22 protein-coding genes are annotated in these 25,637 nt (G+C 74.1%); 9 read left to right on the top strand and 13 right to left on the bottom strand.

Translation table 11 applies throughout. The features are described from left to right. Window positions 1-155 precede the first annotated feature (155 nt). From RVR_RS06180 to RVR_RS06190, 3 genes are all read left to right on the top strand, one after another. Complete coding sequence (locus RVR_RS06180) at window positions 156-1,364, top strand: PucR family transcriptional regulator (protein WP_237404598.1); 1,209 nt, start codon at window positions 156-158, stop codon at window positions 1,362-1,364. Window positions 1,365-1,655: 291 nt separating this feature from the next. Beyond that, window positions 1,656-2,600, top strand: a complete 945-nt coding sequence (locus RVR_RS06185; protein WP_202232880.1) for an acyl-CoA desaturase — start codon at window positions 1,656-1,658, stop codon at window positions 2,598-2,600. 300 nt (window positions 2,601-2,900) lie between these two features. Next, window positions 2,901-3,416: a gluconokinase gene (locus RVR_RS06190; RefSeq protein WP_202232881.1), complete on the top strand. Its 516-nt coding sequence runs from the start codon at window positions 2,901-2,903 to the stop codon at window positions 3,414-3,416. A gap of 7 nt (window positions 3,417-3,423) precedes the next feature. Here the strand turns inward: RVR_RS06190 and RVR_RS06195 are convergent, their stop codons facing one another. After that, window positions 3,424-4,761, bottom strand: coding sequence for a glucarate dehydratase family protein (locus RVR_RS06195; RefSeq protein WP_202232882.1), 1,338 nt, complete (start codon window positions 4,759-4,761; stop codon window positions 3,424-3,426). 142 nt (window positions 4,762-4,903) lie between these two features. On the opposite strand from RVR_RS06195, the gene RVR_RS06200 reads away from it, so the two are divergent. Continuing rightward, a complete protein-coding gene (locus tag RVR_RS06200) occupies window positions 4,904-5,965 on the top strand; it encodes a phosphotransferase family protein (protein ID WP_202232883.1) in 1,062 nt (353 codons plus the stop codon). 6 nt (window positions 5,966-5,971) lie between these two features. Continuing rightward, window positions 5,972-7,186, top strand: coding sequence for an acyl-CoA dehydrogenase family protein (locus tag RVR_RS06205; RefSeq protein WP_202232884.1), 1,215 nt, complete (start codon window positions 5,972-5,974; stop codon window positions 7,184-7,186). A 137-nt stretch (window positions 7,187-7,323) separates the two neighbouring features. Here the strand turns inward: RVR_RS06205 and RVR_RS06210 are convergent, their stop codons facing one another. The 7 genes from RVR_RS06210 to RVR_RS06240 form a co-directional block, all read right to left on the bottom strand. Continuing rightward, window positions 7,324-8,307: an NADPH:quinone oxidoreductase family protein gene (locus RVR_RS06210; protein ID WP_202232885.1), complete on the bottom strand. Its 984-nt coding sequence runs from the start codon at window positions 8,305-8,307 to the stop codon at window positions 7,324-7,326. Continuing rightward, entirely contained in the window at window positions 8,304-8,999 is a 696-nt protein-coding gene (locus RVR_RS06215) for a TetR/AcrR family transcriptional regulator (protein WP_202232886.1), read from the bottom strand. The genes RVR_RS06210 and RVR_RS06215 overlap by 4 nt, the downstream gene beginning before the upstream one ends. A 57-nt stretch (window positions 9,000-9,056) precedes the next feature. Further along, window positions 9,057-10,796, bottom strand: a complete 1,740-nt coding sequence (locus RVR_RS06220) for an AMP-binding protein (RefSeq protein ID WP_202232887.1) — start codon at window positions 10,794-10,796, stop codon at window positions 9,057-9,059. Further along, window positions 10,793-11,611 (bottom strand): SDR family oxidoreductase, encoded by an 819-nt coding sequence (locus tag RVR_RS06225; RefSeq protein ID WP_237405248.1) that lies wholly within the window; start codon window positions 11,609-11,611, stop codon window positions 10,793-10,795. The genes RVR_RS06220 and RVR_RS06225 overlap by 4 nt, the downstream gene beginning before the upstream one ends. Before the next feature lie 273 nt (window positions 11,612-11,884). Next, window positions 11,885-14,659 carry a penicillin acylase family protein gene (locus RVR_RS06230; RefSeq protein ID WP_202232889.1) on the bottom strand — a complete coding sequence of 925 codons (2,775 nt, stop codon included), beginning with the start codon at window positions 14,657-14,659 and terminating at the stop codon, window positions 11,885-11,887. A 156-nt stretch (window positions 14,660-14,815) separates the two neighbouring features. Beyond that, window positions 14,816-15,559 carry an SAM-dependent methyltransferase gene (locus RVR_RS06235; RefSeq protein WP_202232890.1) on the bottom strand — a complete coding sequence of 248 codons (744 nt, stop codon included), beginning with the start codon at window positions 15,557-15,559 and terminating at the stop codon, window positions 14,816-14,818. A 209-nt stretch (window positions 15,560-15,768) separates the two neighbouring features. After that, entirely contained in the window at window positions 15,769-16,866 is a 1,098-nt protein-coding gene (locus RVR_RS06240) for an SDR family oxidoreductase (RefSeq protein ID WP_202232891.1), read from the bottom strand. Window positions 16,867-17,018: 152 nt separating this feature from the next. Between RVR_RS06240 and RVR_RS06245 the strand changes: the two genes are divergently transcribed. Together RVR_RS06245 and RVR_RS06250 are read left to right on the top strand one after the other, a co-directional pair. Next, window positions 17,019-18,017 (top strand): helix-turn-helix domain-containing protein, encoded by a 999-nt coding sequence (locus RVR_RS06245; protein ID WP_202232892.1) that lies wholly within the window; start codon window positions 17,019-17,021, stop codon window positions 18,015-18,017. 149 nt (window positions 18,018-18,166) lie between these two features. After that, entirely contained in the window at window positions 18,167-18,628 is a 462-nt protein-coding gene (locus RVR_RS06250; RefSeq protein WP_202232893.1) for a MaoC family dehydratase, read from the top strand. A 147-nt stretch (window positions 18,629-18,775) separates the two neighbouring features. Here the strand turns inward: RVR_RS06250 and RVR_RS06255 are convergent, their stop codons facing one another. Both RVR_RS06255 and RVR_RS06260 read right to left on the bottom strand, forming a co-directional pair. Then, entirely contained in the window at window positions 18,776-19,393 is a 618-nt protein-coding gene (locus RVR_RS06255) for a TetR/AcrR family transcriptional regulator (protein WP_202232894.1), read from the bottom strand. Between the two features lie 167 nt (window positions 19,394-19,560). Beyond that, complete coding sequence (locus tag RVR_RS06260; RefSeq protein WP_202238423.1) at window positions 19,561-20,709, bottom strand: acyl-CoA dehydrogenase family protein; 1,149 nt, start codon at window positions 20,707-20,709, stop codon at window positions 19,561-19,563. A gap of 68 nt (window positions 20,710-20,777) precedes the next feature. On the opposite strand from RVR_RS06260, the gene RVR_RS06265 reads away from it, so the two are divergent. Further along, window positions 20,778-21,422, top strand: a complete 645-nt coding sequence (locus RVR_RS06265) for a TetR/AcrR family transcriptional regulator (protein ID WP_202232895.1) — start codon at window positions 20,778-20,780, stop codon at window positions 21,420-21,422. A gap of 33 nt (window positions 21,423-21,455) precedes the next feature. Further along, window positions 21,456-21,995 (top strand): DUF402 domain-containing protein, encoded by a 540-nt coding sequence (locus tag RVR_RS06270; protein WP_202232896.1) that lies wholly within the window; start codon window positions 21,456-21,458, stop codon window positions 21,993-21,995. A gap of 83 nt (window positions 21,996-22,078) precedes the next feature. Here the strand turns inward: RVR_RS06270 and RVR_RS06275 are convergent, their stop codons facing one another. The 3 genes from RVR_RS06275 to RVR_RS06285 form a co-directional block, all read right to left on the bottom strand. Then, on the bottom strand, window positions 22,079-23,161 hold the full coding sequence (locus RVR_RS06275; protein WP_202238424.1) for a zinc-binding dehydrogenase: 1,083 nt from the start codon (window positions 23,159-23,161) through the stop codon (window positions 22,079-22,081). Between the two features lie 34 nt (window positions 23,162-23,195). Further along, a complete protein-coding gene (locus RVR_RS06280) occupies window positions 23,196-24,578 on the bottom strand; it encodes an aldehyde dehydrogenase family protein (protein ID WP_202238425.1) in 1,383 nt (460 codons plus the stop codon). 280 nt (window positions 24,579-24,858) lie between these two features. After that, window positions 24,859-25,491, bottom strand: a complete 633-nt coding sequence (locus RVR_RS06285; protein ID WP_202232897.1) for a TetR/AcrR family transcriptional regulator — start codon at window positions 25,489-25,491, stop codon at window positions 24,859-24,861. Between the last annotated feature and the right edge of the window lie 146 nt (window positions 25,492-25,637).

Below are 25,637 nucleotides of genomic sequence, written 5' to 3' on the forward strand. Positions count from 1 at the left end.
GCTGAGGTCGGTGAGCGCCCGGGCCGGGCCCGCTGTCATCCGGATGACAACGCAGCGGCCGCCGCCCGCACTGTCCGGTTCACCACTGGTGCAGGTGTTGCTACCGGAGAGTAAGGTCACGGCACTCCACCCGATCGAGCGGAAGGGGCCGTTCCGTGGTGAGACATGGGGCCGTACTGGCGGAGGAGCCGTTCCACCGGTTCTCCGCCGACCTCGCCGAGCACCTGCGCCCGCTGACCGAGGACATCCGGCGCGAGGTGGTGAACGCCATCCTCGCCGGCATCCCCGAGTACGCCCGTCCGACCAACGCCGCCTACACCACCACCATCACCACCGGCGTCGAACTCGGCCTGAACCTCCTGCTCGACCGGCTCACCGCGCCCGGCATCGGCGCCCGGGAGGTCTTCGACATCTACCACGCCATCGGCCGCGGCGAGGCACGCGAGGGGCGCACCCTCGACTCCTTCCAGGGGGCGCTGCGCATCGCCGCCCGCATCACCTGGCGCACCATCAGCACCCTCGCCGACTCCGACACGCTGCCCCGCCAGGAGCTCGCGCTGCTCGGCGAGGCCGCGCTGGTGCACCTGGACGAGATCGCCGCCGCCACCTCGGCCGGCTTCGCCGAGGCCCAGGCCCACCTCGCGGACGAGCCGCGCCGCCGCCGGCTGCGGCTGCTCGACATGCTCACCGACGAGCAGCCGCCGACCGCTCAGGCCATCGCCACGCTCGCCCCCGCCGCCCGCTGGCCGGTGCCCTCGCGGATCGCGGTCGCGGTGCTCGACGGCCACTGGGAACGGGAGGAGTCGCGGCCGATCCTGCCGCCCGACCTGCTCGCGGACTTCGACCGCAAGCCGGTCCGCGTGGTGGTGCCCGACCCCGAGGGCCCCGGCCGGGCGCGCGCGATCGAGGCGGCGCTGCGCGGCCACCGCGCCGCGCTGGGACCGACGGTGCCGCTCACCGAGGGCGCCAGGTCGCTGCGGTGGGCGCTGGACGCACTGGGTCTGGCGCGCCGCTCCGTGCTGCCCTCGCGCGGGCTGGTGCGCTGCTCCGACCACCTCACCACGCTCCTGCTCTTCCAGGACGAGGACCTGGTGGACGCGCTCGGCACCCGCCACCTGGACCCGCTGGAGCGCATGCCCCGCCCGTACCGCGACCGGCTCGCGGAGACGCTGCTGTCCTGGCTGCGGTGCAGCCGCAACGCCAGCGAGGTCGCGGTCAGGCTGGGCATCCACCCGCAGACCGTCCGCTACCGCTTACGCCGCCTCGACGACCTGTTCGGCGACCGGTTGCAGGACCCGGACGTGTGCTTCGAGATGGAACTCGCGCTGCGACTGCGGCAGATGCGGCCGCGGCAGGCCGGTTGAGCCGGAGCGCGCCGCGCCGCCCGCTCCGGCCCTCGCCCGTCGGAACGGACCGTGGGAACCGCCCGTCGGAACGGACCGTGGGAACCGACCGTGGGCCGTGGGCTGCACCCGCGGGAGGCGCCCGCGGAATGCGCCCGCGGACCGTCGACGCGGCGCCGTCCCGGGCGCGTTGTCAGCCGGGTGATGACCGAAGGCCGCACGGTGCGCACACGGTGCGTAGCCGAGGTGACGGACCGTCAGTAGGCTGCGAGCCGTCCGAGCGCAGGCCCGAGCGTGCCCAGGAGGCTTTTGATGGCAGCGAGTTCGGCGGAGGCGGCGCCCTGGGGTGAGCCGATGCGCACCTCCGACCGGGTGGTGGTCGGCCTGTTCGTCGGCGTGCCCTTCGCCGCGGTGATCGCATCCGTGGCGGTGCTGTGGGGCTGGGGCATCGGCTGGCACGACGTGGTGATCGGCGCGGTGGCGTACGCGGTGGCCGTGCACGGCGTGACGATCGGGTACCACCGGCTCTTCACCCACCGGGCCTTCCGCGCGGCCCGCCCGCTGAAGATCCTGCTCGCGGTGGCCGGCACGCTCGCGGTGGAGGGCGACGTGATCACCTGGTGCGCGGACCACCGCCGCCACCACCAGTTCGCGGACCGGCCGGGCGACCCGCACTCACCGTGGCGCTTCGGCACGTCGGCGGCCGCGGTGGCCAAGGGCATGGTGTGGGCGCATATCGGCTGGACCTTCACCAACGAGAAGACCAACCAGGCCCGTTACGTGCCCGACCTGCTCGCCGACCGCGACCTCGTCCGGGTGGCGAGGTGGCAACCCCTGGTCGTGGCGGCCTCGTTCGGGCTGCCCGCGGTGGCCGGCGGGCTGTGGGGGCCGGGCGGCTGGGACGGCCGGGCCGCGCTGTCGGCGTTCTTCTGGGCCGGCCTGGTGCGGATCGGCCTGCTGCACCACGTCACCTGGTCGATCAACTCGATCTGCCACGTGGCCGGTGCGCGCCCCTTCCGCTCCCGCGACCGCTCCGGGAACGTCTGGTGGCTGGCGCCGCTGTCCGGCGGCGAGTCCTGGCACAACCTCCACCACGCCGACCCCACGTCGGCCCGGCACGGGGTGCTGCCCGGGCAGATCGACTCCAGCGCCCGGCTGATCCGGATCTTCGAACTGCTCGGCTGGGCCCGCGCGGTGCGCTGGCCCGACCGCCGACGGCTGGCGGCCAGGGCGGTCCGGGACGGCGCCGAGGGGTGAACACCGGGACCACGGCGACCGGCGAACGGTGACCGGCGACCGGTGCCCGCGGGGTCCACGGGGGCCGGCGGCCGCGGGGTCCACGGCGGCCGGCGGCCAGCGGCCGCGCGGATCACGGACGCACCCGGAACGCCGGTGCGGCCTGAGGGCCTACCCGGCAGATCGTGGCGAGCCTGCGACGCCCGGCACGATCCGCCGGACAGGCCCCACCCGGCAGAACACCCCGGTATGGCGGCAATGTCCCCCGCCGCGCCGCCCCGGACTTGAACCGGGCCCGCGCCGGCGTGTTCAGTGGGCGCCATGACAGCCCGACCCGCCGCTCCGCTCCCCCTCGTCGTGATCATGGGGGTGTCCGGGTCGGGGAAGACGACGATCGGCGGCCTGCTGGCCGCGCGGCTGGGCGTGCCCTACGCCGAGGCCGACGACTTCCACCCGGCGGCCAACCTCGCCAAGATGGCGTCCGGCCGGCCGCTGGACGACGCCGACCGCGCGCCCTGGCTCGACACGATCGCGGAGTGGCTCGCCGGGCGCGGTCTGCGCGGCGGCGTGGTGAGCTGCTCCGCGCTGCGCCGCCGCTACCGGGACCGGCTGCGCGAGGCGGCACCCGGGCTGTTCTTCGCGCACCTGGACGGCACGCCGGAGCTGATCGCGGCGCGGCTGGCCGGCCGCACGCACCACTTCATGCCGCCGGCGCTGCTGGCCTCGCAGTTCGAGGCGCTGGAGCCGCTGGAGCCGGACGAGTCGGGCACCGCCGTGCCGATCGACGGCGACGCGGAGCCGACGGTGGAGCGCATCCTGGCGGCGCTGCCGGCCTGATCCCGGGCTACCAGCGGGGCACCGACGGCATGCGCCACTCCGGATCGGCCTTGCGCATCGCGGCGGCGTCGTCCCGGTCGCGCATCGTGCCGTCGTCGTCCTGCCAGCGGCGGTGCAGCCGGGCGAGGGCGTCGCGGTCGAGTTCGACGCCCAGCCCGGGGGTGTCGGAGACGGCGAGCCGCCCGCCGGTGAAGACGTGCCGCTCGGTGATGACGTCCTCGCTCTGCCACGGGTAGTGCGAGTCGCAGGCGTAGTCGAGGTTGGGCACGGTCGCGGCGACGTGGGTCATCGCGGCGAGGCTGATGCCCAGGTGGGTGTTGGAGTGCATGGACAGGCCCACCCCGAAGGTGCGGCAGATCGCCGCGAGGTGCTGGGTGTTGCGCAGCCCGCCCCAGTAGTGGTGGTCGGAGAGCACCACCTGCACGGCCCCCCGGGCGAACGCCTCCGGGATCTCCGGGAACGTCGTCACGCACATGTTCGTCGCCAGCGGCACGGACGTCTGCGCGGCGACCCGTGCCATCCGGTCGGTGCTGCTGGCGGGGTCCTCCAGGTACTCCAGCACGTCGCCGAGTTCGCGGGCGACCTCCAGCGAGGTCTCCACCGACCAGGCGCCGTTGGGGTCGAGCCGCAGCGGCTTGCCGGGGAACGCCTGCGCGAGCGCCCGTACGGCGGCGATCTCCTGGTCGGGCGGGAAGACGCCGCCCTTGAGCTTGAAGGAGCCGAAGCCGTACGCGTCGGCGAAGCGGCGGGCCTGGGCGACGACGCCGGCCGGGTCGAGGGCGGCGCCCCAGTCGTCCGCCTCGCCGGCGCCCTGCGGGTGCTCGGCGAGGCGGTAGAAGAGGTAGGCGCTGTAGTCCACGGCGTCGCGGACCTTGCCGCCGAGCAGCGCGTGGACCGGCAGGCCCACGACCTTGCCGAGCGCGTCGAGGCAGGCCACCTCGAAGCCGGAGATCACCGACAGCCGGAGCTTGTCCGCGGTCTGCACGCCGCGCAGGCCGCTGCTGGTGACGGAGTCGGAGACCTCCCCGGGGTCGCCGCACACCCGCTCGGCGAGGGTGAACAGCCCGTTCAGGTCGTCGAGCCGGTGGCCGGGCAGCGCCTGGGCCAGCGGCGCGGCCAGCCGCAGGTAGCCGGAGTCGCCGTACGTCTCGCCGACGCCGGTGGTGCCGTCGGAGGTGACCACCTCGACGATCAGACGCGGGGTGTAGGGCTGGTGAACGCCCTGGGTGTTGAGCAGCGGCGGATCGGCGATCAGGATGGGAGTCAGCCGCACCTCGGCGATGGTCGCCGAGGCGGCGCCGCTCGGAGCACCCGCCGTCTGTATATATGAATCGCGTTCACCCATGGAATCGAGCGTAGGCGGGCGGACCGGCGACCGTCAATGCGGCCCGCGGCGCGGCGAGCCCCCGTGGCCACCCGCGCGCGGTGGCGTCCGGAAGGGCGCCGGAGCACTGGACTGCATACCGACCAGTCGGTACGATCCCGGCATGACCGCATCCGCCAACCCGCCGGGCCTGGATCTCGACCGCCTCCGCCGCCACCTGGACCGGGAGCTCCCCGGCCTGGTCCGCGGCGGGCTGCGGGCCGATCTGCTGGAGGGCGGCCGCTCCAACCTCACCTACCGCGTCACCGACGGCGCCGGCACCTGGGTGGTGCGCAGGCCGCCGCTGGGCCATGTGCTGGCCACCGCGCACGACATGGGCCGCGAGCACCGCGTGATCAGCGCGCTCGCCGACACCCCCGTCCCGGTGCCGCGCACCCTGCTGCGGTGCGACGACCCGGAGGTCGTCGGCGCGCCCTTCTACGTGATGGAGTTCGTCCCCGGCACGCCCTACCGCAGCGAGGACCAGCTCCGGGAGATCGGCCCCGAGCGCACCCGGGCGGCCGTGCACACCCTGGTCGACACGCTGGTGGACCTGCACGCGGTGGACCCCGCGGCGGTGGGCCTGGCCGACTTCGGCCGCCCGGAGGGCTTCCTCGACCGGCAACTGCGCCGCTGGGGCAAGCAGCTCGACGCCTCCCGCAGCCGCGAACTGCCGGGCGTGGACGAGCTGCACGCCGCCCTCGGCCGCTCGCTGCCCGACTCCCCCGCGCCCGCGATCGTGCACGGCGACTACCGCCTGGACAACGTGCTGATCGACGCCGGCGGCCGACTCACCGCCGTGCTGGACTGGGAGATGTCCACCCTCGGCGACCCGCTCACCGACCTCGGGCTGCTGGTGATGTACACCGAGCAGCGCAGCAGCGACCTGCTCTCCGCGCCCGCCACCGGCGGCGCCCCGGGCCACCCCGGCGCCCGCGAGATCGTCGCGCGCTACGCCGAGCGGTCCGGCCGCGACGTCACCGCGGTCGACTGGTACACCGCGTTCGCCTACTTCAAGCTCGCCGTGATCCTGGAGGGCATCCACTACCGGTGGACCCTCGGCCAGACCGTCGGCGCCGGGTTCGACCGGATCGGCGACGTCGTGCCGGTCTTCATCGACCGCGGGCTGAACACCTTGCGGCGGTCCGGCGCCGGTCACCTCCCCACCACCCGAGACGAGGACTGAGCGCCCATGGACTTCGGCTACGACACCAGGACCGAGGAACTGCGCGCCAGGCTCTCGGCGTTCCTCGACGAGCACGTCCTCCCGGCCGAGCCGGTGTTCGCGCAGCAGCGCGAGCAGGCGGTCGGCGACGACCGCTGGACGGCTCCTCCGATCGTCGAACTGCTCAAGGCGGAGGCGCGCTCGCAGGGCCTGTGGAACCTCTTCCTGCCCGGTGAACACGGCGCGGGGCTGACCAACCTCCAGTACGCGCCGCTCGCCGAACTCACCGGCCGCAGCCCGCACCTGGCCCCGCCGGCCCTCAACTGCGCGGCGCCGGACACCGGCAACATGGAGGTGCTCGCCGAGTTCGGCACCCCCGCGCAGCGCAAGGAGTGGCTGGACCCGCTGCTGGCCGGCGAGATCCGCTCGGCGTTCGCGATGACCGAGCCCGAGGTCGCGTCGTCGGACGCCACCAACATCGAGACGCGTATCGAGCGCGACGGGGACTCGTACGTCATCAACGGCCGCAAGTGGTACATCTCCGGGGCGATGAACCCGAAGTGCGCCGTGCTCATCGTGATGGGCAAGACCGATCCGACGGCCGAGCGGCACCGCCAGCAGAGCCAGGTGCTGGTCCCCCGCGACACCCCGGGCGTCGACGTCCGCCGCGGCATGCGCGTGTTCGGGTACGACGACGGCGACCACGGCGGCCACGCCGAGATCGTCTTCCGCGACGTGCGGGTGCCGGTCGCCAACCTCGTCGGCGAGGAGGGCGGCGGGTTCGCCATCGCGCAGGCGCGGTTGGGCCCGGGCCGCATCCACCACTGCATGCGGCTCATCGGCATGGCCGAGCGGGCGCTGGAGTTGATGTGCCGGCGCGCGAACGCCCGTACCGCCTTCGGGAAGCCGCTCGCCGCGCAGGGCGTGGTGCAGGAGTGGATCGCCGAAGCACGCGTGGAGATCGAGCAGTTGAGGCTGCTGGTGCTGAAGACGGCGTGGCTGATGGACACCGTCGGCAACCAGGGCGCCCACACCGAGATCCAGGCGATCAAGATCGCCACGCCGGCCGCGGTGCAGAGGATCGTGGACCGCGCGATCCAGTTGCACGGCGCCGGCGGGGTGTCCCAGGACTTCCCGCTGGCGGAGCTGTGGGCGGCGGTCCGGACCCTGCGGCTGGCCGACGGCCCGGACGAGGTCCACAAGCGGTCGCTCGCCCGCCGCGAGCTGCGCCGCTACGCCTGACCCCGGGGCGGCGCGTCACACCGGTCCGGGGACGTCCCCCCGGCGGTGGGCCGGCCGCGCGGGTTCCCCCGCGCCCCTGGGTTCGGACGGCTTCCTCCGTGCGAGGGGCGGCACCCGCCCAGGGGCGCGGGGGAACCTCACGGAAGGACGACGAGCCGTCCCACCGTCGTGCCGTCGCTGACCCTCTGGACGGCGTCGGCGGCCGCTGTGAGGGGAAGGCGTTCGCTGACGAGCGGCTTGACCGCGCCCTTGGCGGCCAGGTCGGTGAGTTCGTCGTGGGCCCGCCGGACGGCCGCCGGGTCCTGCGTGTTGTACAGCCCCCAGTGCAGCCCGAGGATCGTGTAGTTCTTCACGAGCGCGTGGTTGAGCCCCGGCGCGGGGATCGTCCCGCTGGTGAAGCCGACCACCACGATGCGCCCTTCGAAGGCGATGCACTTCGTGGACCGGGTGTAGGCGTCGCCGCCGACCGGGTCGTAGACGACGTCGGCGCCGCGCCCGCCGGTGGCCTCCTTGACCACGGCCACGAAGTCCTCGCGGTGCCGGTCCACGACCACGTCGGCGCCCGCCTCGCGTGCGGCGCCGGCCTTCTCCGGCCCGCCGACCACGCCGATGACGGTGGCGCCGGCCGCCTTGCCGAGCTGGACGGCCGCGCTGCCGACGCCGCCGGCCGCAGCGTGCACCAGCAGCGTCTCGCCGGGGCGCAGCGCGGCGCGGCGGTGCAGGCCGAACCAGCCGGTCTGGTAGCCGATGTGCAGGGCGGCGGCCTCGGCGTCGTCGAGCGCCTCGGGCGCGGGCAGCACGCCGGCCGCGGGCACCACCGCGTACTCGGCGTACGCCCCCGCGGGCAGGGCGACCGGGCTGATGACGCGGTCGCCGGGGGTGAGCCCGGCCACGCCCTCGCCGGCGCGGACGACCTCACCGCACAGCTCGACGCCGGGGGTGAAGGGCAGCGGCGGCCGGACCTGGTACTGGCCGCGGCACAGCAGCGCGTCGGGGAAGTTGACGCAGGCGGCGCGCACCCGCAGCAGCACCTCGCCGGGGCCGGGCGCCGGGGTGGGTATCTCGTCGAGGCGCATCGCCTCGCGCGGTTCGCCGTTGTGGTGGACGCGCCATGCCTTCACGTGGGATCTCCCGGGGTCGCGGGCGGCCGCAACGAGTGCAGCAGCAGGTCGGAGAACTCGGCGGCGACCTGCTCGGCGGTGAGCGGGCCGTCCGCGTGGTACCAGGTGCCGAGGTGGTGCACCGAGCCGAAGAAGTAGTCCACCACCAGGTCGGGGCGGGGTTCGGGCCGCAGGAGGCCGTCGCGCTGCCCCTCCTCGATGAGCGCGCGGAACGTCTCGTGGTAGCGGCGGCGCTCGGCGCGCACCGCCTTCTGCTTCTCCGGACCGAGCTGGTGGATCGAGCGGAAGAAGATCTTCGTGTCGTCGAGGTTCTGGATGCTGGTGACGACGACGTCGGCGGCGGCCTCGGCGATCCGCTCGGTGACGGGGACCGGGCGGGCCGCGATCGCGTCGAGCCGTTCGGTCTGCAGCCGCAGCACCCGCCCGTAGATCTCGTGCAGCAGGTCGTCCTTGGAGCCGAAGTAGTGGTAGAGGGCGCCCTTGGTGACGCCGGCGGCCTCCACGATCTCCTGCACCGAGGTGCGGTCGTAGCCGCGCTCGGCGAACAGCCGGGTGGCCTCGGCGAGCAGCCGTTCGGGCACGGCCGCGGTCGCGCCCGGTGCGGTGGTGCCCGGTGCGGTGGCGCCCGCTCGCGCGGTGCCCGGTCCCGTACCGCCGCCACCGCTGCTGCCGCTCGTCGCCTTGCGTGCCATGGCTGCCCTCTCCTCGTGCCGTCCGGTCGGCCGGCGGCGTTCCGGCCGGTACGGACCCTATCCGGCCGCCGCCCTCAGTTCGCGGCGCAGGATCTTTCCGGTCGTGGTCTTGGGCAGCTCGACGCGCACCTCGACCTGCCGCGGGTACTTGAAGGCCGCCAGCCGCTCCCGGCAGTACGCGACCAGTTCCTCCGGCTCGACGGCGGCGCCCGGCTGGAGACTGACGTACGCCTTCACGCTCTCGCCGCGGTAGGCGTCGGGCACCCCCACGACGGCGGCCTCGCGGACGGCCGGATGGGTGTAGAGGACGTCCTCGACCTCGCGCGGCCAGACCTTGAAGCCGGAGGCGTTGATCATGTCCTTCTTGCGGTCGACGACGTACAGCCAGCCGTCCTCGTCCATGAAGCCGACGTCGCCGGTGCGCAGTTCGCCGCCGGGCAGGCCCGCCGCGGTCTCCTCCGGCTTGTTCCAGTAGCCGGGCACCACCATCGGACCGCTGACCGCGATCTCGCCCTGCTGCCCGAACGGCACCTCGGCGCCCGTGTCGTCGAGGATGCGGACCATGGTGCCGGGGCCGGGCACGCCGACCGCGAGGGTGCCCGACTCCGGGTCGACCGGCGCCTCCAGGCCCGGCGGCACGCTCGCGCACGGCGCGGTGCACTCCGTCAGGCCGTAGCCGTTGGCGAGGTAGCGGCCGCCGGAGCGGGTCCGGAAGGACTCGACCACGGCGGGCGGCAGCGGAGCGCCGCCCGAGGCGATATGCCGGAAGGAGGCGAAGTCGCCGGGCGCGGCGTCGGGCCGGGCGAGCAGCGCCATGAACGCGGTCGAGGGGCCGACGGTGAAGGCCGGGCGGTGCTCGCGGAACGCGTCGAGCACCACGCCGGGCTCGAAGCGGTAGGCGAGCGCCACGCTGTGGCCGCCGGCCAGGGCCGCGGCGAGCTGGCAGACCATGCCGGTGATGTGGAAGAGCGGTGCCAGCACGAACACCACCGCGTCGTCCGGGAGTTGCTGGAGGCGGACCTGGCGGTGGGCGTTGAAGGAGATGTTGCCGTGGGTGTTGAGGGCGCCCTTGGGGTGGCCGCTGGTGCCGGAGGTGTAGCTGACCAGCGCGGTGTCGTCCGCGGCGGGCAGGTCCGCGGCGGAGCGTACCGGGCTGGGCCCGGCGTGGGCGCGGGCGACGGCGAGGACGTCCGGCGGCACGCCGGGGCCGTCGGAGGCGGTTCCCGCCGGGGTGGAGCCCTCGGGGGCGGGACCGTCGGAGGCCGGGAGCTCTGACGTCCCGGGCCGGGGGCGCTGCCCGAGCACCCGGGCGTCGTCGCGGGTCTGCAGGTCGTGCTCGTCGGCGGTCAGCGCGATCCGGACCGGCGAGTCGGCCACGGTGTCGCGGACGTACGCCTCCCAGGCGGTGCGCGAGCACAGGATCGCGGCGGCCCCCGCGTCGTGCAGGATGTGGGCCAACTCCCCGCTCTTGTACATCGGGTTGACCGGGATCACGACGCCGCCCGCCTTCCACGCGGCGAGCAGGCCGATCACGAACTGCGGCACGTTCTGGAGCATGACCGCGAGGCGGTCGCCGGGGGCGAAGCCGCGCTCGGCGAGGTGGCGGGCGAGGCCGTCGGAGAGGGCGTCCAACTCGCCGTACGCCAGGGTGCCGTCGAAGTAGCGCAGCGCGGGGCGCTCGGGGGTGCGCCCGGCGACGGCGAGGAAGGTGTGCAGCACGGACGGCGGGTGCTCGCTCGCGGCGCGCTGCTCCTGCGTGAAGTGCTTCAGCCAGGGCTGGTCCGCGGAGGTCGTCATGCCCGTCCGCCCCTCTCCGCCCCGGCGGCGTCCGCCGGTCGCTCCTCCGCGGCGGCGAGTTGCTGCTCGTACTGGCGCTGGAGCTTGTTCATGCCGCCGAGCCAGCGCTCGGGTTCCGCGGCGCGGGCGGCGTAGTAGCCGGCCACCTCGGGGTGCGGCAGGATCAGGAACCGCTCGGCCGCGATGCCCTCGATCACCGCGTCGGCCACGTCCTCGGGCTCGATGGCGGTCGGCGCGAGCACCAGGTCGCCGGCGGGACCGGTGGTGGAGAGCATCGCGGTGCGCACCCCCTGCGGGCAGACCGCGTGCGCGCGGACGCCGCGGTGCCGGTAGGTGAGCGACAGCCACTCGGCGAAGGCGAGCGCGCCGTGCTTGGTCACGGAGTACGGTGCCGCGCCGATCATCGTCAGCAGGCCGGCGGCGGAGACGGTGGACACGAAGCGGCCGGAGCCGCGCTCCAGCCACTCCGGCAGCAGGTCGCGGGCGGCGCGGACGTGGCTCATCACGTTGACGTCCCAGGCCAGTTCCCAGGCGTCCTCGTCCGCCTCGGGACCCCCGCCGGTGCCGACGCCCGCGTTGGCGCAGAACACGTCGATGGTGCCGCCGAGCGCGGTCCGCGCGGCCGGCACCACGCCGGAGGCGTCGCCGGGCACCACCGCCGCGTCGATCTCGGCGGCGGTCGCGCGGGCGGCGTCGGCGTCGAGGTCGTTGACCGCCACCCGGGCGCCCTCGGCCGCGAACCGCCGGGCGAGTGCGGCCCCGATCCCGCCCCCGGCCCCCGTGACGACCACCCGGGCGCCGCTCAGCGCTTCCACGACCACGACGTGTCTCCTTCGACTCGACGGTGCGACCTTCTGCATACTAAGCGGTCGGTCACCGCTGCGGAAGGGCGGACGCGGCAGGGCCGGGCCCCGTCCGGGACCCGGCCCCACGCCGTACGGTCGGCGCCGCCGAGCGGCGCCTCACGTGTCCGGCGCGTCCGGCGCGTTCAGGCGCGCTGAGCACGTCCGGCGCGTTCAGGACATCCAACGCGATCAACGTGCTCGGCGTGCTCAGCGTGCTCAGCGTGCTCAGCGTGCTCAGCGTGCTCAGCGGTGCGAGGGGAACTCCACCACCTGCTGGTAGGTGGGGCGGTTCTGCCAGCTGATCCGGTCGTCGGTGATGCCGCCGAGCGGCCGCTGCACGATCGAGTCGGCGCACCACTGGTCGCCGGCCGCGCAGCCGCCGTCGTCGCCCGGGTAGACGGTGGTCGCCGGGGTGGCGGCCGCCTGCTTCAACGTGGACAGCAGGATGTTCCGGCAGGCCGAGAGCTGCCCGCCGCCGCAGTAGGTGTGCGCCAACGGCCCCTGCACGCTCTGCCCGAGCACCTTGCGCAGGTCCTTGTCGACGTACGACCACCAGCCGTACTGGAAGGAACTGCCCGCGTGCGAGCCGGTCGGCCCGTGCCCGGCCGACGGCGACTCGTCGATGGTCAGGTCCGCCGCCAGCGCGTTGTACAGGTCGGTGCCGAGCCCCGTCTGGAACTCGCCCTGCACCAGCAGCGGCCACCACGCGTCCATGGTCCGCACCGCGTCCGCGTCGGCGTACGTGTGCGAACCGGCCGAGGTCTCGGTGCGCTTGGTGCCGTCCGCCAGCCACGTGGTCAACTGCTGGACGGCGGCGGCCTCCTGGCTGTCGGTCACCGGCGCGCTCTTGATCACCTGGAGCAGTTCGGGCAGAACGTCCTCACCGCGCAGGTCGGTCAGCGACGCGCTCGACATCGCCTTGACCAGCGACGCCCGGGTCACCCCGCCGGCCTGGACCAGCGCCTTGACCCGGTCCTCCAGCAGGTCGGCCCGGTGCACCGAGCCGTTGCCGAAGCCCGCCGAGGTGTAGCCGGGGGCCTGCTTGTTGTTCCAACTGATGTAGTAGTCCTGGTCGACGGACTGCGGGTGCTGCGAAGGCGGCGTGTAGGTCGCCGTGTTGTGGGTCGGGTCCCAGCCCTGCCAGTCGTAGGCGCCGGTCCCCCACACCGGGAAGGACGCGTCCACCCCGGCCGCCCGCACCGGGTTGGTGCCGCTGTTGTAGTACGCGGTCTGCCGGGAGTCGGCGTAGAACCAGTTGAAGGTGTAGTTGATGTCCTGCGCCGCCTTCTGGAACGACGCCGCGTCGTGCACGAACCCCGGGTCGTTCAGCTCCTGGAAGCCGATGATCGAGTCCGCCTCGTGCATGTACGAACTGCGCAACTGCGTGTAGGCGACCGGTTTTCCGCCGACCGTGGCCCGGTAGATCACCGGCCCGTACGCCGTCCGCCACACCTGCATCCGGTACGACCCGGCGGGGGTGGAGTCCGCGAGCGTCGGCGTCCAGGAGTTGGTGCGCTCCAGCTTCTCCATCGGCACGCAGCTACCGTGCAGGATGTAGTGCGTGTCGTCCTGGCAGAGCTGGACCGCGTAGGTGTCGGTCACGTCCTGCGAGGCGGAGGTGGCGCTCCACGCGTAGTCCTGGCCGCGGCCGAGTTCGACGTACATGCCCAGCCCCGCGAACGACGCGCCGCGTGCGCTGATACCCGGGCCCTGGAGCTCCTGGAGCATCAGCAACTGCGGTGCGAAGTAGCCGGTCTGCGGGCCGAACACGGCGACCGGGTGGCCGCTGGCGGTGTGCGCGCCGCTCACCACCAGCGCGTTGGACATGCCCTTGCGGGGGTCGGAGAACATGTTCGAGGGCAGCACCCCCGGGCTCTTGGTGGTCGACTGGGTCGCCCCGCCGGTCGCGTCGTAGACCAGCGGCTCCGGCACCACCGAGCCGGGGTCGGGCAGCGCCTCGCCCTGCGCGCTGGCCGGCTTGCCCGCGTACGGGAACGAACTGCCGTCGTGCACGGTCGAGGTGGCCTCCGGGTCGTCCCGCTCCCGGAACGACTCCCACACGTTCGTGCCGTCCTGCACGCCGTACTTCTGCTGGGCGGCCAGCAGCGACAGCGCCGACTGCACCTCTCCCCCGCCGCCGGTGCCGAAGAGCGCGCCGATCACCGAGGCGAGCGCGATCAGGTCGGTGAGCTGGAACGGCTCGATGTCCCCGGCGTTGGTGATGGCGTTCACGTGCCCGGTCAGGTCGTACTCGCCGGGGAAGTACCGGCCGCTCTTCGCCGCGGTGATGTAGGCGTTGATGCCGTCGATGTAGTCCTGCGCGTCCGCGAGCGCCTGCCTGCCGCGGTCACCGCTGTTGTTGCTGAGCCAGTCGACCTGGGCCTGGAGGTCGGCCTCGGTGTAGGGCGCCTGCTGCCAGAACTCCTGCTCCAGGCCGCGGTTGGCCGCCGCGCCGCCGGCGAACGACGACAACTCCCCCCGGCCGACGTGCCGGAAGAGGTCCATCAGCCACAACCGGTCCTGCGCGGCGGCGTATCCCGCCCCGAACTCGGTGCCGTCCCGCGTGGTGCCCTTGATGTGCGGCACCCCGGTGGCCTTGTCGCGGGTGATCGTGACGTCGGAGCGCGGGCTGACCACCGAGGCGACCTGGTTCGAGGGCACCCCGAACGAGGACGAGTTGAAGAAGTTGCTCAGCGTCGCGTCCGTCAGGTTCTGGTACCCGGTCGCGAGCGAGGAGTACGGCCCGAGCTGGTCGGTCGTGTGGGCCGGGCGCGTACCGAACGCCTTGTTGGCGAGGATGTCGGCGAGGGTGGCGTTGCCGTTCTCGCCGGGCGGCAGGATGTCCGAGCACTGCCCGCCGCAGTAGTCGGTGGTGGGGTCCGCGGCGTGCGCGGCCATCGCGCCCGGCGCCAACAGGGTGGCGCCGAGGGCCAGCAGCGCGGCGGCGGCCGCGGTTCTCAGGGTGCCGATCCGCCTGCCGACGCGCGTGCCGATCCGTCGTGGGGTCCGTAGCGGCATGTCTGCTCCTTCCGGATACCGGTGCGCGGAGGTTACCGCCGGTACGGACTCCCCGGAAGATGAACATACGTCAGCTTTTCGTTTTCTCCGGCGCTCCATTTGGCGTGAACACGACGATACGTGCGCACATCGCCCGGACCCGCGGGGCCGCCGCCGTCACACGGCCCGCAGCACGAACACGCCCCACCCCAGGTAGCGGCGCTGGTACTCCAGATGGGTACGCCGGCTGTGGGCCAGGAACTCGCGCATGTCCGCCGCGTCCCGGTGGTCCGCCGGCACCGCCCGCAGCCAGTCCGAGATCGCGAACCACTGCTCGGCGACGTAGCGGTCCCAGCTGTCCCCGTCGGCCAGCACCATCTCCACCAGCTCCGTGCCGGCGGCCTCGAACCGGTCCAGCGTGCCCACCAGCGAGGTGAAGTCCTCCGGCTCGAACCCCATCGCCTCGAACGCCTCCTTGGGCGCCGGCTCGGTCAGGTACGGCTCGCCGACCAGCATCAGCCCGCCCGGCCGCAGCGCCCGCCGCAGCAGGTCGACGGTGCCGCCGAGCCCGCCGCCGATCCACGTCGCCCCCACGCAGGACACGACGTCGAACGCCGCCGGCTCCGCCTCGTACGCCCCCGCGTCGCCGCGTACGAAGTCCACCCGCTCGGCCACCCCCAGCTCCGCGGCCCGCAGCCGGGCCGCCGTCAGGAACACCTCGCTCAGGTCGACCCCGACGCCCCCGGTGCCGTACCGCTCCGCCCAGCGGGTCAGCATCTCCCCCTTCCCGCACGCCAGGTCGAGCTGCCGCTGCCCCTCCTTCAGGCGGCAGACCTCGCCGAGGAGCATCAGCTTCTCGTCCGTGATGGGGTTCAGGATGCGGTGCCCGGACTCCGCGATCTCGTGATGGCGCAGGCTCATGCGACTCCTCGGCCGTACAGGCCCCCGGCGGGGGCAGAACCCGCGCATCGTGCCTGATCCGGGGGCACGGGTGCCAGTCGATATCGCGCGGCCGGGGAGGAGGTGGAGCCGCAGGCCCGGCAGCCGGGACGCCTCGGCGGTCCGGGCCTGCTCCCGGGCCGGTCCGGCGGCTCCCCGCCGTGAGCCCGGCAGGATCCGCCGGACAGGCCCTAACGCCGGTCGAGCCGCAGCAGGCTCTCCGCCGTCGCGAGCACGGCCTCCTCGCCCGGCCGGGGCGCCCAGCCCAGCAGCCGTCCGGCCTTCGCCGCGCTCGTGCGGCGGATCGGGACCGGGCGCGCGGCCGCCTGGCCCGCCGGGTCCGCGTCCGCCGGGCCGGCCCCCTGCGAGACCTCCTCCGTCGGCACCCGCGCCCCGGCCGCGCCCAACCGCTCCTTGAGCAGCACCGCGACGTCGCGCAGGGACGTCACGTCCCCGGCCGCCGCCACGAACCGCTCACCGGCCGCGGCCGGGTCGGTCATCGCCCGCAGGTGGAGGTCGGCGACGTCGCGGACGTCCACCACCGCGAAGTACGTCCGGGGCACCGCCGTCATCCCGCCGTCCAGCAGTTGCCGGACCAGGCCGACCGAGGCGGAGTAGTCGGGCCCGAGGACCGGGCCGAAGACGCCCACCGGGTTGACCACCGCGAGTTCCGTCCCGCCCCCCTGCGTCGCGGCGAACTCCCAGGCGGCGCGCTCGGCCAGCGTCTTGGACTTCACGTACGCGCCGACGCCCGGGCCCTCGACGTCGGTCCAGGTCTCCTCCGTGAAGGGCGCGTCGGTCGGCGGGTGGCCGTAGCCGATCGCGCCGAAGGACGAGGTGAGCACCACACGACGGACCCCCGCGTCGCGCGCCGCCCGCAGCACCCGCAGGGCGCCGTCGCGGGCCGGGACGACCAGGTCGTCCTCGTGGGCGGGCTCGCCGGCCGGGAAGGGCGAGGCGACGTGCAGGACGTACGCGCACCCCGCGACGGCCTCGGCCCAGCCCTCGTCGGCGCCGAGGTCGGCGACGGCGAAGGTCAGGGTGCCGTCCGAGCCGTCCAGGACCGTCCCGTTCGGGGTCGTACGGTCCGGGGTCGTACGGTCCGCCGCGCCGCCCGCCGCCGCGCGTGCCTCGGTGCGGCCGGCCGCCACCATGGCGCGCACGTCCGCCTCGCGCGCCGGGGAGCGGACCGTGGCCCGTACCCGGTGGCCCGCCTCCAGCAGCCGCACCACGCAGTGCGCGCCCACGAATCCCGAGCCGCCCGTGACCAGTACCAGTTCGCCGCTCATGCCGTCCGCTCCCGTCTTCCCGGATCTCCGGCGGACGCCCGCCCGCCGGCACCGTCGATGATGCGGCCGCCCGTCACGGACAGTAAGACCCCGCGGACCCTGGTAACGCCAGGGACAGGATGAGCGGCGCGTCCCGCCGTACGCTGGGCCCCATGGACACGGTGGGTGAGCTGGGCGCGTACCTCCGGGCGCGCCGCGAGCGGCTGCGTCCGCAGGACGTCGAGCTGCCGCCGGGAACCAGGCGCCGGGTGCCGGGGCTGCGGCGCGAGGAGGTCGCGCTGCTCGCCGGGATCAGCGTCGAGTACTACCTGCGGCTGGAGCAGGGCCGCGACCAGCGCCCGTCGGACCAGGTGCTCGACAGCCTGGCCCGCGCGCTGCGGCTGGACGCCGACGCGGAGGGGTACCTGCGTACGCTCGCCCGGCCGCGGCCACCGGCGGCGCGGCGCCGACCCACCCGGCCGGAGCGGGTCGGCCCGGGCCTGCGCGCGCTGATCGACCAGTGGACCACCACGCCCGCCACGGTGGTCGGCCGCTCCCTGACGACGCTGGCGGCCAACCCGCTGGCCGTCGCGCTCAACCCGTACTTCGCGCCCGGTGTCGGCACGCTGCGCGCCGCGTTCCTCGAACCGGGGATGCGCGCGTACTACCGCGACTGGGAGACCATGACCGCGAAGACCGTCGCCCACCTGCGCTCCATGGTCGCGGGGGTGGACGACCCTCGTGTGCTGGAGCTGATCGGCGAGTTGAGCCTGCGCAGCGAGCGGTTCCGCACGCTCTGGGCCCGGCAGGACGTCCGCGTCAAGGCCAGCGGGGTCACGCTGCTGCGGCATCCGCAGGTGGGTGACCTCGACCTGCACTACGAGAAGCTGGCGCTGCCGGAGGCGCCCGGGCAGATGCTGGTCACGTACCACGCACAGCCGGGAACCGCGTCGTACGAGCGGCTGCACCTCCTGGCCCACCTCGCGGAACGGCCCGAGCAGGGGGCCCGGTGGCAGGAGGAGGAGCGGGCGGAGGAAGGACGGGCGGCGACGAGGCAGCCGGGCGCGGGTCGGCCCGGCGCAGGTCGGCCCGGCGCGCGGCAGCCGGAGGAGGGCGCGCGGCAGCCGGAGCTGGGCGCGCCGCCGGGGGATGCCGCGCCGCCGCTTCGTTGAGCGCCGGCGCCGTGGCGCGGACGGTGCGGACGGTGCGGACGGCCTGGAACGGCGGATACGGCGTGTCGGCCCCGACACGTTGACACGCCGAGGGGACGCAACGATCCTGAGCAAGCGCTTGGACAGCCGCACCCCAGGAGGTCACCGCCATGCCGCAGCCCCGCGTCTTCGCCTCGCTCGACGAGTTGCGCGCCGCCGTCGGCGAGCAGCTCGGCTGGTCGGACTGGATCGAGGTCGAGCAGGAGCGGATCGACCGGTTCGCCGAGGCGACCGGTGACCACCAGTGGATCCACGTCGACCCCGAACGGGCGGCGCAGGGCCCCTTCCACACCACCATCGCGCACGGCTTCCTCACGCTCTCGCTGATCCCGTCGCTGACCCCGCGGCTGTTCCGCGTCGAAGGGGTCCGGATGGGCGTCAACTACGGCGTGAACAAGGTCCGCTTCCCCGCGCCCGTGCCGGTGGGGTCGCGGCTGCGGGCCACCGCGACGGTCGCCGACGTGTCGGAGGCGGGCGGCGGCGTCCAACTCGTCACCCAGGTGACGGTCGAGCGCGAGGGCGGCGAGAAGCCGGTGTGCGTGGCGGAGACGGTGTCGCGGTTCTACCTCTGAGCGGCGCCGACGTGGCGCGGCTCGCGGGCAGGCGCGGCGGGTCGGCGCGGCAGGTCGGGCGGCGTATCGGCGTATCGACACATCGGTGTACCGGCGTACCGGGTCGTCGTGCGCGGCGACGGGTGACCGTGTCGACATGGCGACTGCTCAGTCGATCCGGCGGACCATCCGCAGCACGAGCCCGGCGTACAGGGTCCCGACCTCGTCGGGCGTGCGGCTGCCGTCCGGGCTGAACCAGCGCGCCACGTCGATGCAGAGCGACAGCACCGCGAGCGTGGTGCCGGAGACGTCGGGCACGTCGAACTCGCCGGTCGTCACGCCGTCCTTGACAATCGTCCGGATCGCGTCCTCGCTCCGGCGGCGCAGCACGACGATCTCGCGGTAGTGCTCGGGGGCGAGGGCACCGAGTTCGTACTGCACGATGCGGCCGGTGGTGTGGTGCTCGGCGTGCCAGCGGACGAAGACGCGGACCGCCGCCGCGAGGCGTTCGGCCGGTGCGCCCTCGGCGTCGCGGGCCTCCTCCAGCATGGCCAGCGAGCGGTGGTGGCCGACCTTGCTGATCTGGTAGAGCAGCTCCTCCTTGGTCTTGTAGTGGATGTAGAGCGCGGCGGGGCTCATCCCGGCCCGTCCGGCGATGTCCCGGGTGGTGGTGGCGTGGTAGCCGCGCTCCGCGAACGCCTCGACCGCGGCGATCACCAGCCGCCTCGCGGCGTCGGGGGTGATGTCACCCCACGCCTCGCCGGTTGCCGCCTCCGCAGCCGTCATCGCACGCTCCTCACACCCGTCACACCCATGTGGTCGACAGGGCCACACCCTACCGTCACGGGTGAGCAAGCGCTTAGCCGAAGCTCGGGAGGCGGGGGCGTGCAGGGGCCGTCCCCGCCGGCGGGGCGCGCGGCCCGGGCGCGCCGGGGCGCGCGGGCAGGCAGTGCCTAGAACGCGGAGATTCCGGTCAGCGCCCGCCCGATCAGCAGCTTGTGTATCTGGCTGGTGCCTTCGTACAGCGTCATCACCCGCGCGTCGCGCAGCAGCTTTCCCGCCGGGTACTCGTCGATGTAGCCGTAACCGCCGAACACCTGGAGCGCGTTGTTGGCGCAGCGCACCGCGGCCTCGCTGGCGTAGAGCTTGGCGACCGACGACTCGGTGGCGAAGGGCCGCCCGCGGTCGATGAGGTCGGCGACGCGCCAGGTGAGCAGCCGGGCGGCGTCCACGTCCACGGCGATGTCGGCGATCATCTCCTGGACGAGCTGGTGCCGGGCGATCGGCACCCCGAACTGCTCGCGCTGCCCGGCGTAGCCGGTGGCCGCCTCCAGACACGCCTGCGCGATCCCGACGCACCCGGCCGCCACCGACATCCGTCCCTTGGCGAGCGCGGACATGGCGACGGAGAAGCCCTTGCCCTCGGGCCCGAGCATCGCGTCGGCCGGGACCCGCACCGCGTCGAGCACCAGCTCGGCCGTGGCCTGGCCGCGCAGGCCGAGCTTGCCGTGCACCTCCCGGCGGGTCAGGCCCGGGGCGTCGGCCGGCACGAGGAACGCGCTCACCCCCCGGTGCCCCTCCCCGCCGGTGCGCGCGAAGAGCAGCACCACGTCGGCCCAGGTCCCGTTGGTGATGAACATCTTGCTGCCGGTGATCACGTACCCGTCGCCGTCGCGCACCGCGCGGGTGGTGAGATTGGCGGCGTCCGACCCGGTCCCGGGCTCGGTGAGGCCGAAGCAGCCGATCGCGTCGCCGGCCGTCAGCCGCGGCAGCCACGCCCGCTTCTGGGCCCCGCTCCCCCAGTGCGCTATCGACTTGGCGACAAGGCCGAGCGAGACCGACACGATCCCGCGCACCGCGGAGTCCCCGCGCCCCAGTTCCTCGGTGACCAGGCAGTACGCGAGGTGGTCGCCACCCGAGCCACCGTACTCCTCGCCGATGGTCAGGCCGAGGAAGCCGAGCGAGCCGAGCTTCTTCACGATCCCGCGGTCCACGCCCTCCGCCCGGTCCCACGCGGCGGCGTGCGGAACGATCTCCCGATCCGCGAAGTCCCTGGCCAGCGCCTTCACGGCAGCCTGTTCCTCGGACAGCTCAAGGTCCACCGCGGTCACCCGGCCCTTCTGGACTTCCCTAAACTACCGGCGCTAGTTTTTGGTCGGCAGCCTCTACTATGTGCCGCATGGCCCGCCCCCGCAAGCCCCTGCTCAGCCGCGACCGCATCGTGACGACGGCGCTCGCCCTCATCGACGAGGAGGGCCTCGCCGCGCTGTCCACCCGTCGGCTCGCGGCGGAACTCGGGGTCAGCGGGCCGTCCCTGTACAACCACTTCGCCACCAAGGAGGCGATCCTCGACGCGGCCGCCGACACGGTCATCGGCCAGGTCGACCTGTCGATGTTCGCCCCCGCGCCCGAGGGCCCGCCGGACTGGCGCGCCGCCCTGCTGGCCTGGGCCCGCTCCTACCGTGCCGCGCTGACCGAGCACCCGCACATCGTGCCCTTCCTCGCCACCGGCCCCGGGCTGCGGCCGGCCGGCCTGCGGATGGCCGACGCGGTGTTCGGCGCCATGGTCGAGGCCGGCTGGCCCGCCGCCCAGGCGACCCGGATCGGCGCGCTGATGCGCTACTTCGTCACGGGCTCGGCGCTCGGCTCCTTCGCCGCCGGCTTCGTCGGCGACCCGCAGGCGTACGACCCGGCCGACTACCCGCACCTCGGCCAGGCCCACCTGCTGGCCGGCCGCCGCGAGCGGATCGACGAGGCGGCGTTCGAAACCGGCCTGCGTGCGCTGATCGACGGACTGGCACTCCAATTCCGCTGAGCCCGCCGCACCCCGGGTGACAGGATGACCCGCATGCCCGCTTTCGACGGCACCGCCGATGATCTCGTCCAGGTCAACTACACCAAGTACGACGGCTCGTTGCACTGGAACCTGCGGATGCGCAGGCTCGGCGAGGACGAGCACGGCACGTGGCTCGGCCTCCCCGCGGACAGCACCACGCGCAAGGGCTACGACCTGACCATGACCCTTCCCGAGGCCCACATCATCCTCTTCCCCACCGACGCGTGGTGGACCGCCACCTTCAACGCCGCGCCGCACCGGACCGAGATCTACTGCGACATCACCACCCCGCCGCACTGGCCGGCCACGAACGAGGTGACCATGGTCGACCTCGACCTCGACGTCCTGCGCCGCCGCGGCACCCGCCTACCGATCCTGGTCGACGAGGACGAGTTCGCCGAGCACCAGGTGCAGTACGGCTACCCCGCCGACGTCATCCGCTCCGCCGTCCAGTCCGCGTCCTGGCTGATGAACGTGATCGGCGAGGGCTCCGGGCCCTTCGACGGCGCCCACGAACGGTGGCTGGCCCAGGTCGCCCAACCCTCGCCCTGACCCGCGCCGGTCCGGCCCGGCCGGTCCGCGGCGATCCGGACCGCGGCGATCCGGACCGCGGCGATCCGGTCCGCGGCGGCCGGTCAGAACACCACCAGGGCCCGGCCACCGCGTCCGGCGGTCATCGCCTCGAAGGCATCCGGTATGCCGTCGAGACCGATGCGGTCGGTGACCAGTGCGGACAGGTCGAGCCGCCCTTCGCGTGCGTGCCCGGCGAGGACGGGGAGATCCTTCGCCGGGTCGCAGTTGCCGTACACGCAACCGGACAACGTGCGGCCGAAGTAGAAGAGTTCCAGCGCGGAGAAACTCACCTGCTGGTCCTGCCCGCCGATGCCGACGACCGCGGTCCGGCCGCCCCTCCGGGTGGACGACCATGCCGTGCGGATCGTCTCGGCCCGGCCCACGCACTCCACCGCCGCGTCCGCGCCGTGGCCGCCGGTCAGCTTGCGGACCCGCTTGGCGGTGTCCTCGCCCGCGACCACGAAGTCCGTGGCACCCGCCGCCCTGGCCAGTTCCTCCTTGCCCGGTGCCACGTCGACCGCGATGATCCGCTCCGCCCCGGCGATCCTGGCCGACTGCAGCACGGCCAGACCGACCCCGCCCACTCCGTACACCGCGACCGACTCCCCGGGCCGCACCCCCGCCACGTGGTGCACCGCACCGTAACCGGTCAGCACGGCGCACCCGAGCAGCGCCGCGTCGCCCAACGGCACCCCCGCGGGCAGCGGCAGCACCGCGTTCGCCGCCACCACCGTCTCCTCGGCGAACACCGCGGTGCCCAACCCCGGGTACAGCTCGCTCCCGTCGGCCGCCAGCCTCGCGTACGGCGCTGCCGCCGCCGCGCCCGCGTTCGCGCACAGCCACGGCTCGGCCAACCCGCAGAAGTGGCAGCTCCCGCAGGCGGGCGCCCAGTTCAGCACCACCTCGTCGCCGACCGCCACGTGGGTGACGCCCTCGCCCACCTCCGCCACGGTGCCCGCGCCCTCGTGGCCGAGCACCGCCGGCACGGGCTGCCGCAGGGTGCCGTTGGACAGCGACAGGTCGGAGTGGCACACCCCGGCCGCCGCGAGCCGCACCCGCACCTGTCCCGGCCCGGGCGACGGCAGCTCGATGTCGGTGACCTGCAACGGGGCGTTCACTGCGGGCAGTACGGCGGCGCGGACCACGGTCACTCCTGGACTTCTCGCGGTGGATGGGGGGTCAGAACTGAAGCGACTTGGTCTGGAGGTACTCGGCCAGGCCGTGCGGGCCCAGCTCGCGCCCGACCCCGGACTGCTTGTACCCGCCGAAGGGGGCCCGCGGGTTGAACCGGCCGCCGTTGATGTCCACCTGGCCGGTGTCCATGCGTCGGGCGAACGCCACCGCCTGTGCCTCGTCCGCGCCCCACACCGCTCCGGCCAGCCCGTAGACCGTGCCGTTGGCGATCCGCAGCGCGTCCTCCTCGTCCTCGTAGGGTATGAGCGCCACGACGGGGCCGAAGATCTCCTCCTGGGCGATCGTCATCTCCGGTGCCACGTCGGCGAAGACGGTGGGGCGCACGTAGTACCCGGTGGCGAGGCCCTCGGGTGCCTCGGGCCCGCCGGCCACGATCCTCGCGCCTTCCTCGACGCCCTTCTCGATGTAGCCGCGGACCCTGTCCCGCTGCTTCGCGCTGACCACCGGACCCAGCCGACCGCCGGGCACGTACTTCGCGGCGGCGGTCGCGGCCAGCCCGACCGCCTCTTCGTACCGGGCCGCGTCCACCAGCATCCGGGTCCAGGCGCTGCACGTCTGGCCGGAGTTGGCGAAGACGTTCGCCACGCCGACGTTCACCGCGCGGGCCAGGTCCGCGCCGGGCAGGATCACGTTCGCCGACTTGCCGCCGAGTTCGAGCGCCACCCGCTTGACCGCCCCGCCGGCCGCCGCGCCGATCTGCCGGCCGACCGCGGTGGAGCCGGTGAACGACACCAAGTCGACGTCCGGGTGCTCCGCGAGCGCCTGGCCCGCGACCGGGCCGAGCCCGGTGACCAGGTTGAACACCCCCGCGGGCAGGCCGGCGGCGTCCAGCACCTCCGCCACAAGCTGGGCGACCAGCGGGGTGTCCTCCGCGGGCTTGAGGACCACGGTGCAGCCCGCGGCGAGCGCGGGTGCCACCTTGGCCACCACCTGGTGCAGCGGGTAGTTCCACGGCGTGATGGCTCCGACCACGCCCACGGGTTCGTGCAGCACCCGGGAGTTGCCGATGCGCTCCTCGAAGGGGTGCTCGGCGGCGAGGGCGGCGAACGACGCCATCACCGAAGTGGGCATGTCCGCGTGCACCGCGGTGGCGAAGGCGGGCGGCGCGCCGAGTTCGGCGGTGACCGTCGCCGCGATCTCGTCGCGCCGCCCGGCCATCAGCTCCGCCGCCGCGGCCAGCACCGCCGCCCGCTTCGCGGGTTCGGTCGACGCCCAGCCGGGCAGCGCCCGCCGGGCCGCCCGCACCGCCGCGTCCACGTCCCTGGCGTCCCCCGCCGGGACATGGGCGATGACCTGCTCGGTCGCCGGATCGACCACGTCGATCCGCCCCTCGGCCACCGCGGGCCGCCAGCCGCCGTCCACGTACAGCGCGTCGCGTCCCCGGTGGACGCGCGCGCCACCGCCTGCCGTACCCGTCCTGCCGTCCACGCTGCCGCCCTCCGGATCGCGCTTCGCCTGCGACGCCTAAACTAGCGTCGATAGTTTTATGTGACCAGTGCTCGCCCCGCCGCCCTGGGGCGCGCCCATGTGATCGGTGGCCACCCGCACCGCGCTCGCCGGTCCCGTCGATCCCGTCCGACCGGTGCCGAGCGGCTCCGACAACGACCTACCCGCCGGTATGCGCCGCCACCCTTCGAATGCGGGTTCGTTATTCGAGCACAGTCCCGAGATAGGCCCTGACCAGCACTTTCACTTCGGCGATGACGCGCGAATCACCCATTTGGCCGGTCCGGAAGGCGAGTTGCAGCGCGGCGTCGGCGGCTTCCACGGCGACGGTCAGGGCCAGCCGCAACCGCGGGTCCGCCGGGTCGGCGGTGAGGCGGTCGCCGAGCAGTTCCGGCAGCCGGTCGGCGAGGTCCTGGTTGGTCTCGCCCGGGGCGCTGAACTCCACCAGCGCGAACCCGGGCGCGGTCCGCTTCATGGCGGTGTACTCGTCGACCAGCACGTCGACCGCGGCACGCCAGTCCGCCCCGGTGCCCGGTCCCGCCAGCCGCGCCGCCGTGCGGTCGAGGAACTCGTCGAGGTTGCGGCGGCCCAACGCGTCGGCCATGGCGCGCTTGTCGGAGAAGAAGCGGTAGACGGAACCGATCGGCACCCCCGCCCGCGCCGCCACCGCCCGCGTGCTCAACCGCTCGTAGCCGACCTCGTCGAGTTCCCGGGCACAGGCGTCGAGGATGCGCGAGAGGCGCTCGGCGCTGCGGCGCTGGACGGGGACGCGGCGCAGCGCGCCGCGCGCGGACTCCGGCCCGGGCGCGGCGGGTCCGGTCCCTGGCCGCGGCATCGCACCTCCCGCCCCGCCCGCCGCTCGAACGGGCCCGCCTGCTGCTCACTCCACCCTAGCCAAGGCCGGTCCACCGCCCCGGCACCCGCGCACCGCACCCCCGCCGGTCCAGCCGGTCCGCGCCCCCTCGGCCGACCCGGCCCGAC

The organism is Streptomyces sp. SN-593 (assembly GCF_016756395.1).
In the GTDB taxonomy this organism is placed as follows: Bacteria; Actinomycetota; Actinomycetes; order Streptomycetales; family Streptomycetaceae; genus Actinacidiphila; species Actinacidiphila reveromycinica.

Excerpts from the sequence above, each read along its gene's own strand:
- RVR_RS06185 (WP_202232880.1), top strand. The coding sequence starts at position 1,656 with ATGGCAGCGAGTTCGGCGGAGGCGGCGCCCTGGGGTGAGCCGATGCGC.
- RVR_RS06190 (WP_202232881.1), top strand. The coding sequence starts at position 2,901 with ATGACAGCCCGACCCGCCGCTCCGCTCCCCCTCGTCGTGATCATGGGG.
- RVR_RS06195 (WP_202232882.1), bottom strand. The coding sequence starts at position 4,761 with ATGGGTGAACGCGATTCATATATACAGACGGCGGGTGCTCCGAGCGGC.
- RVR_RS06200 (WP_202232883.1), top strand. The coding sequence starts at position 4,904 with ATGACCGCATCCGCCAACCCGCCGGGCCTGGATCTCGACCGCCTCCGC.
- RVR_RS06205 (WP_202232884.1), top strand. The coding sequence starts at position 5,972 with ATGGACTTCGGCTACGACACCAGGACCGAGGAACTGCGCGCCAGGCTC.
- RVR_RS06215 (WP_202232886.1), bottom strand. The coding sequence starts at position 8,999 with ATGGCACGCAAGGCGACGAGCGGCAGCAGCGGTGGCGGCGGTACGGGA.
- RVR_RS06220 (WP_202232887.1), bottom strand. The coding sequence starts at position 10,796 with ATGACGACCTCCGCGGACCAGCCCTGGCTGAAGCACTTCACGCAGGAG.
- RVR_RS06230 (WP_202232889.1), bottom strand. The coding sequence starts at position 14,659 with ATGCCGCTACGGACCCCACGACGGATCGGCACGCGCGTCGGCAGGCGG.
- RVR_RS06235 (WP_202232890.1), bottom strand. The coding sequence starts at position 15,559 with ATGAGCCTGCGCCATCACGAGATCGCGGAGTCCGGGCACCGCATCCTG.
- RVR_RS06240 (WP_202232891.1), bottom strand. The coding sequence starts at position 16,866 with ATGAGCGGCGAACTGGTACTGGTCACGGGCGGCTCGGGATTCGTGGGC.
- RVR_RS06245 (WP_202232892.1), top strand. The coding sequence starts at position 17,019 with ATGGACACGGTGGGTGAGCTGGGCGCGTACCTCCGGGCGCGCCGCGAG.
- RVR_RS06250 (WP_202232893.1), top strand. The coding sequence starts at position 18,167 with ATGCCGCAGCCCCGCGTCTTCGCCTCGCTCGACGAGTTGCGCGCCGCC.
- RVR_RS06255 (WP_202232894.1), bottom strand. The coding sequence starts at position 19,393 with ATGACGGCTGCGGAGGCGGCAACCGGCGAGGCGTGGGGTGACATCACC.
- RVR_RS06265 (WP_202232895.1), top strand. The coding sequence starts at position 20,778 with ATGTGCCGCATGGCCCGCCCCCGCAAGCCCCTGCTCAGCCGCGACCGC.
- RVR_RS06270 (WP_202232896.1), top strand. The coding sequence starts at position 21,456 with ATGCCCGCTTTCGACGGCACCGCCGATGATCTCGTCCAGGTCAACTAC.
- RVR_RS06285 (WP_202232897.1), bottom strand. The coding sequence starts at position 25,491 with ATGCCGCGGCCAGGGACCGGACCCGCCGCGCCCGGGCCGGAGTCCGCG.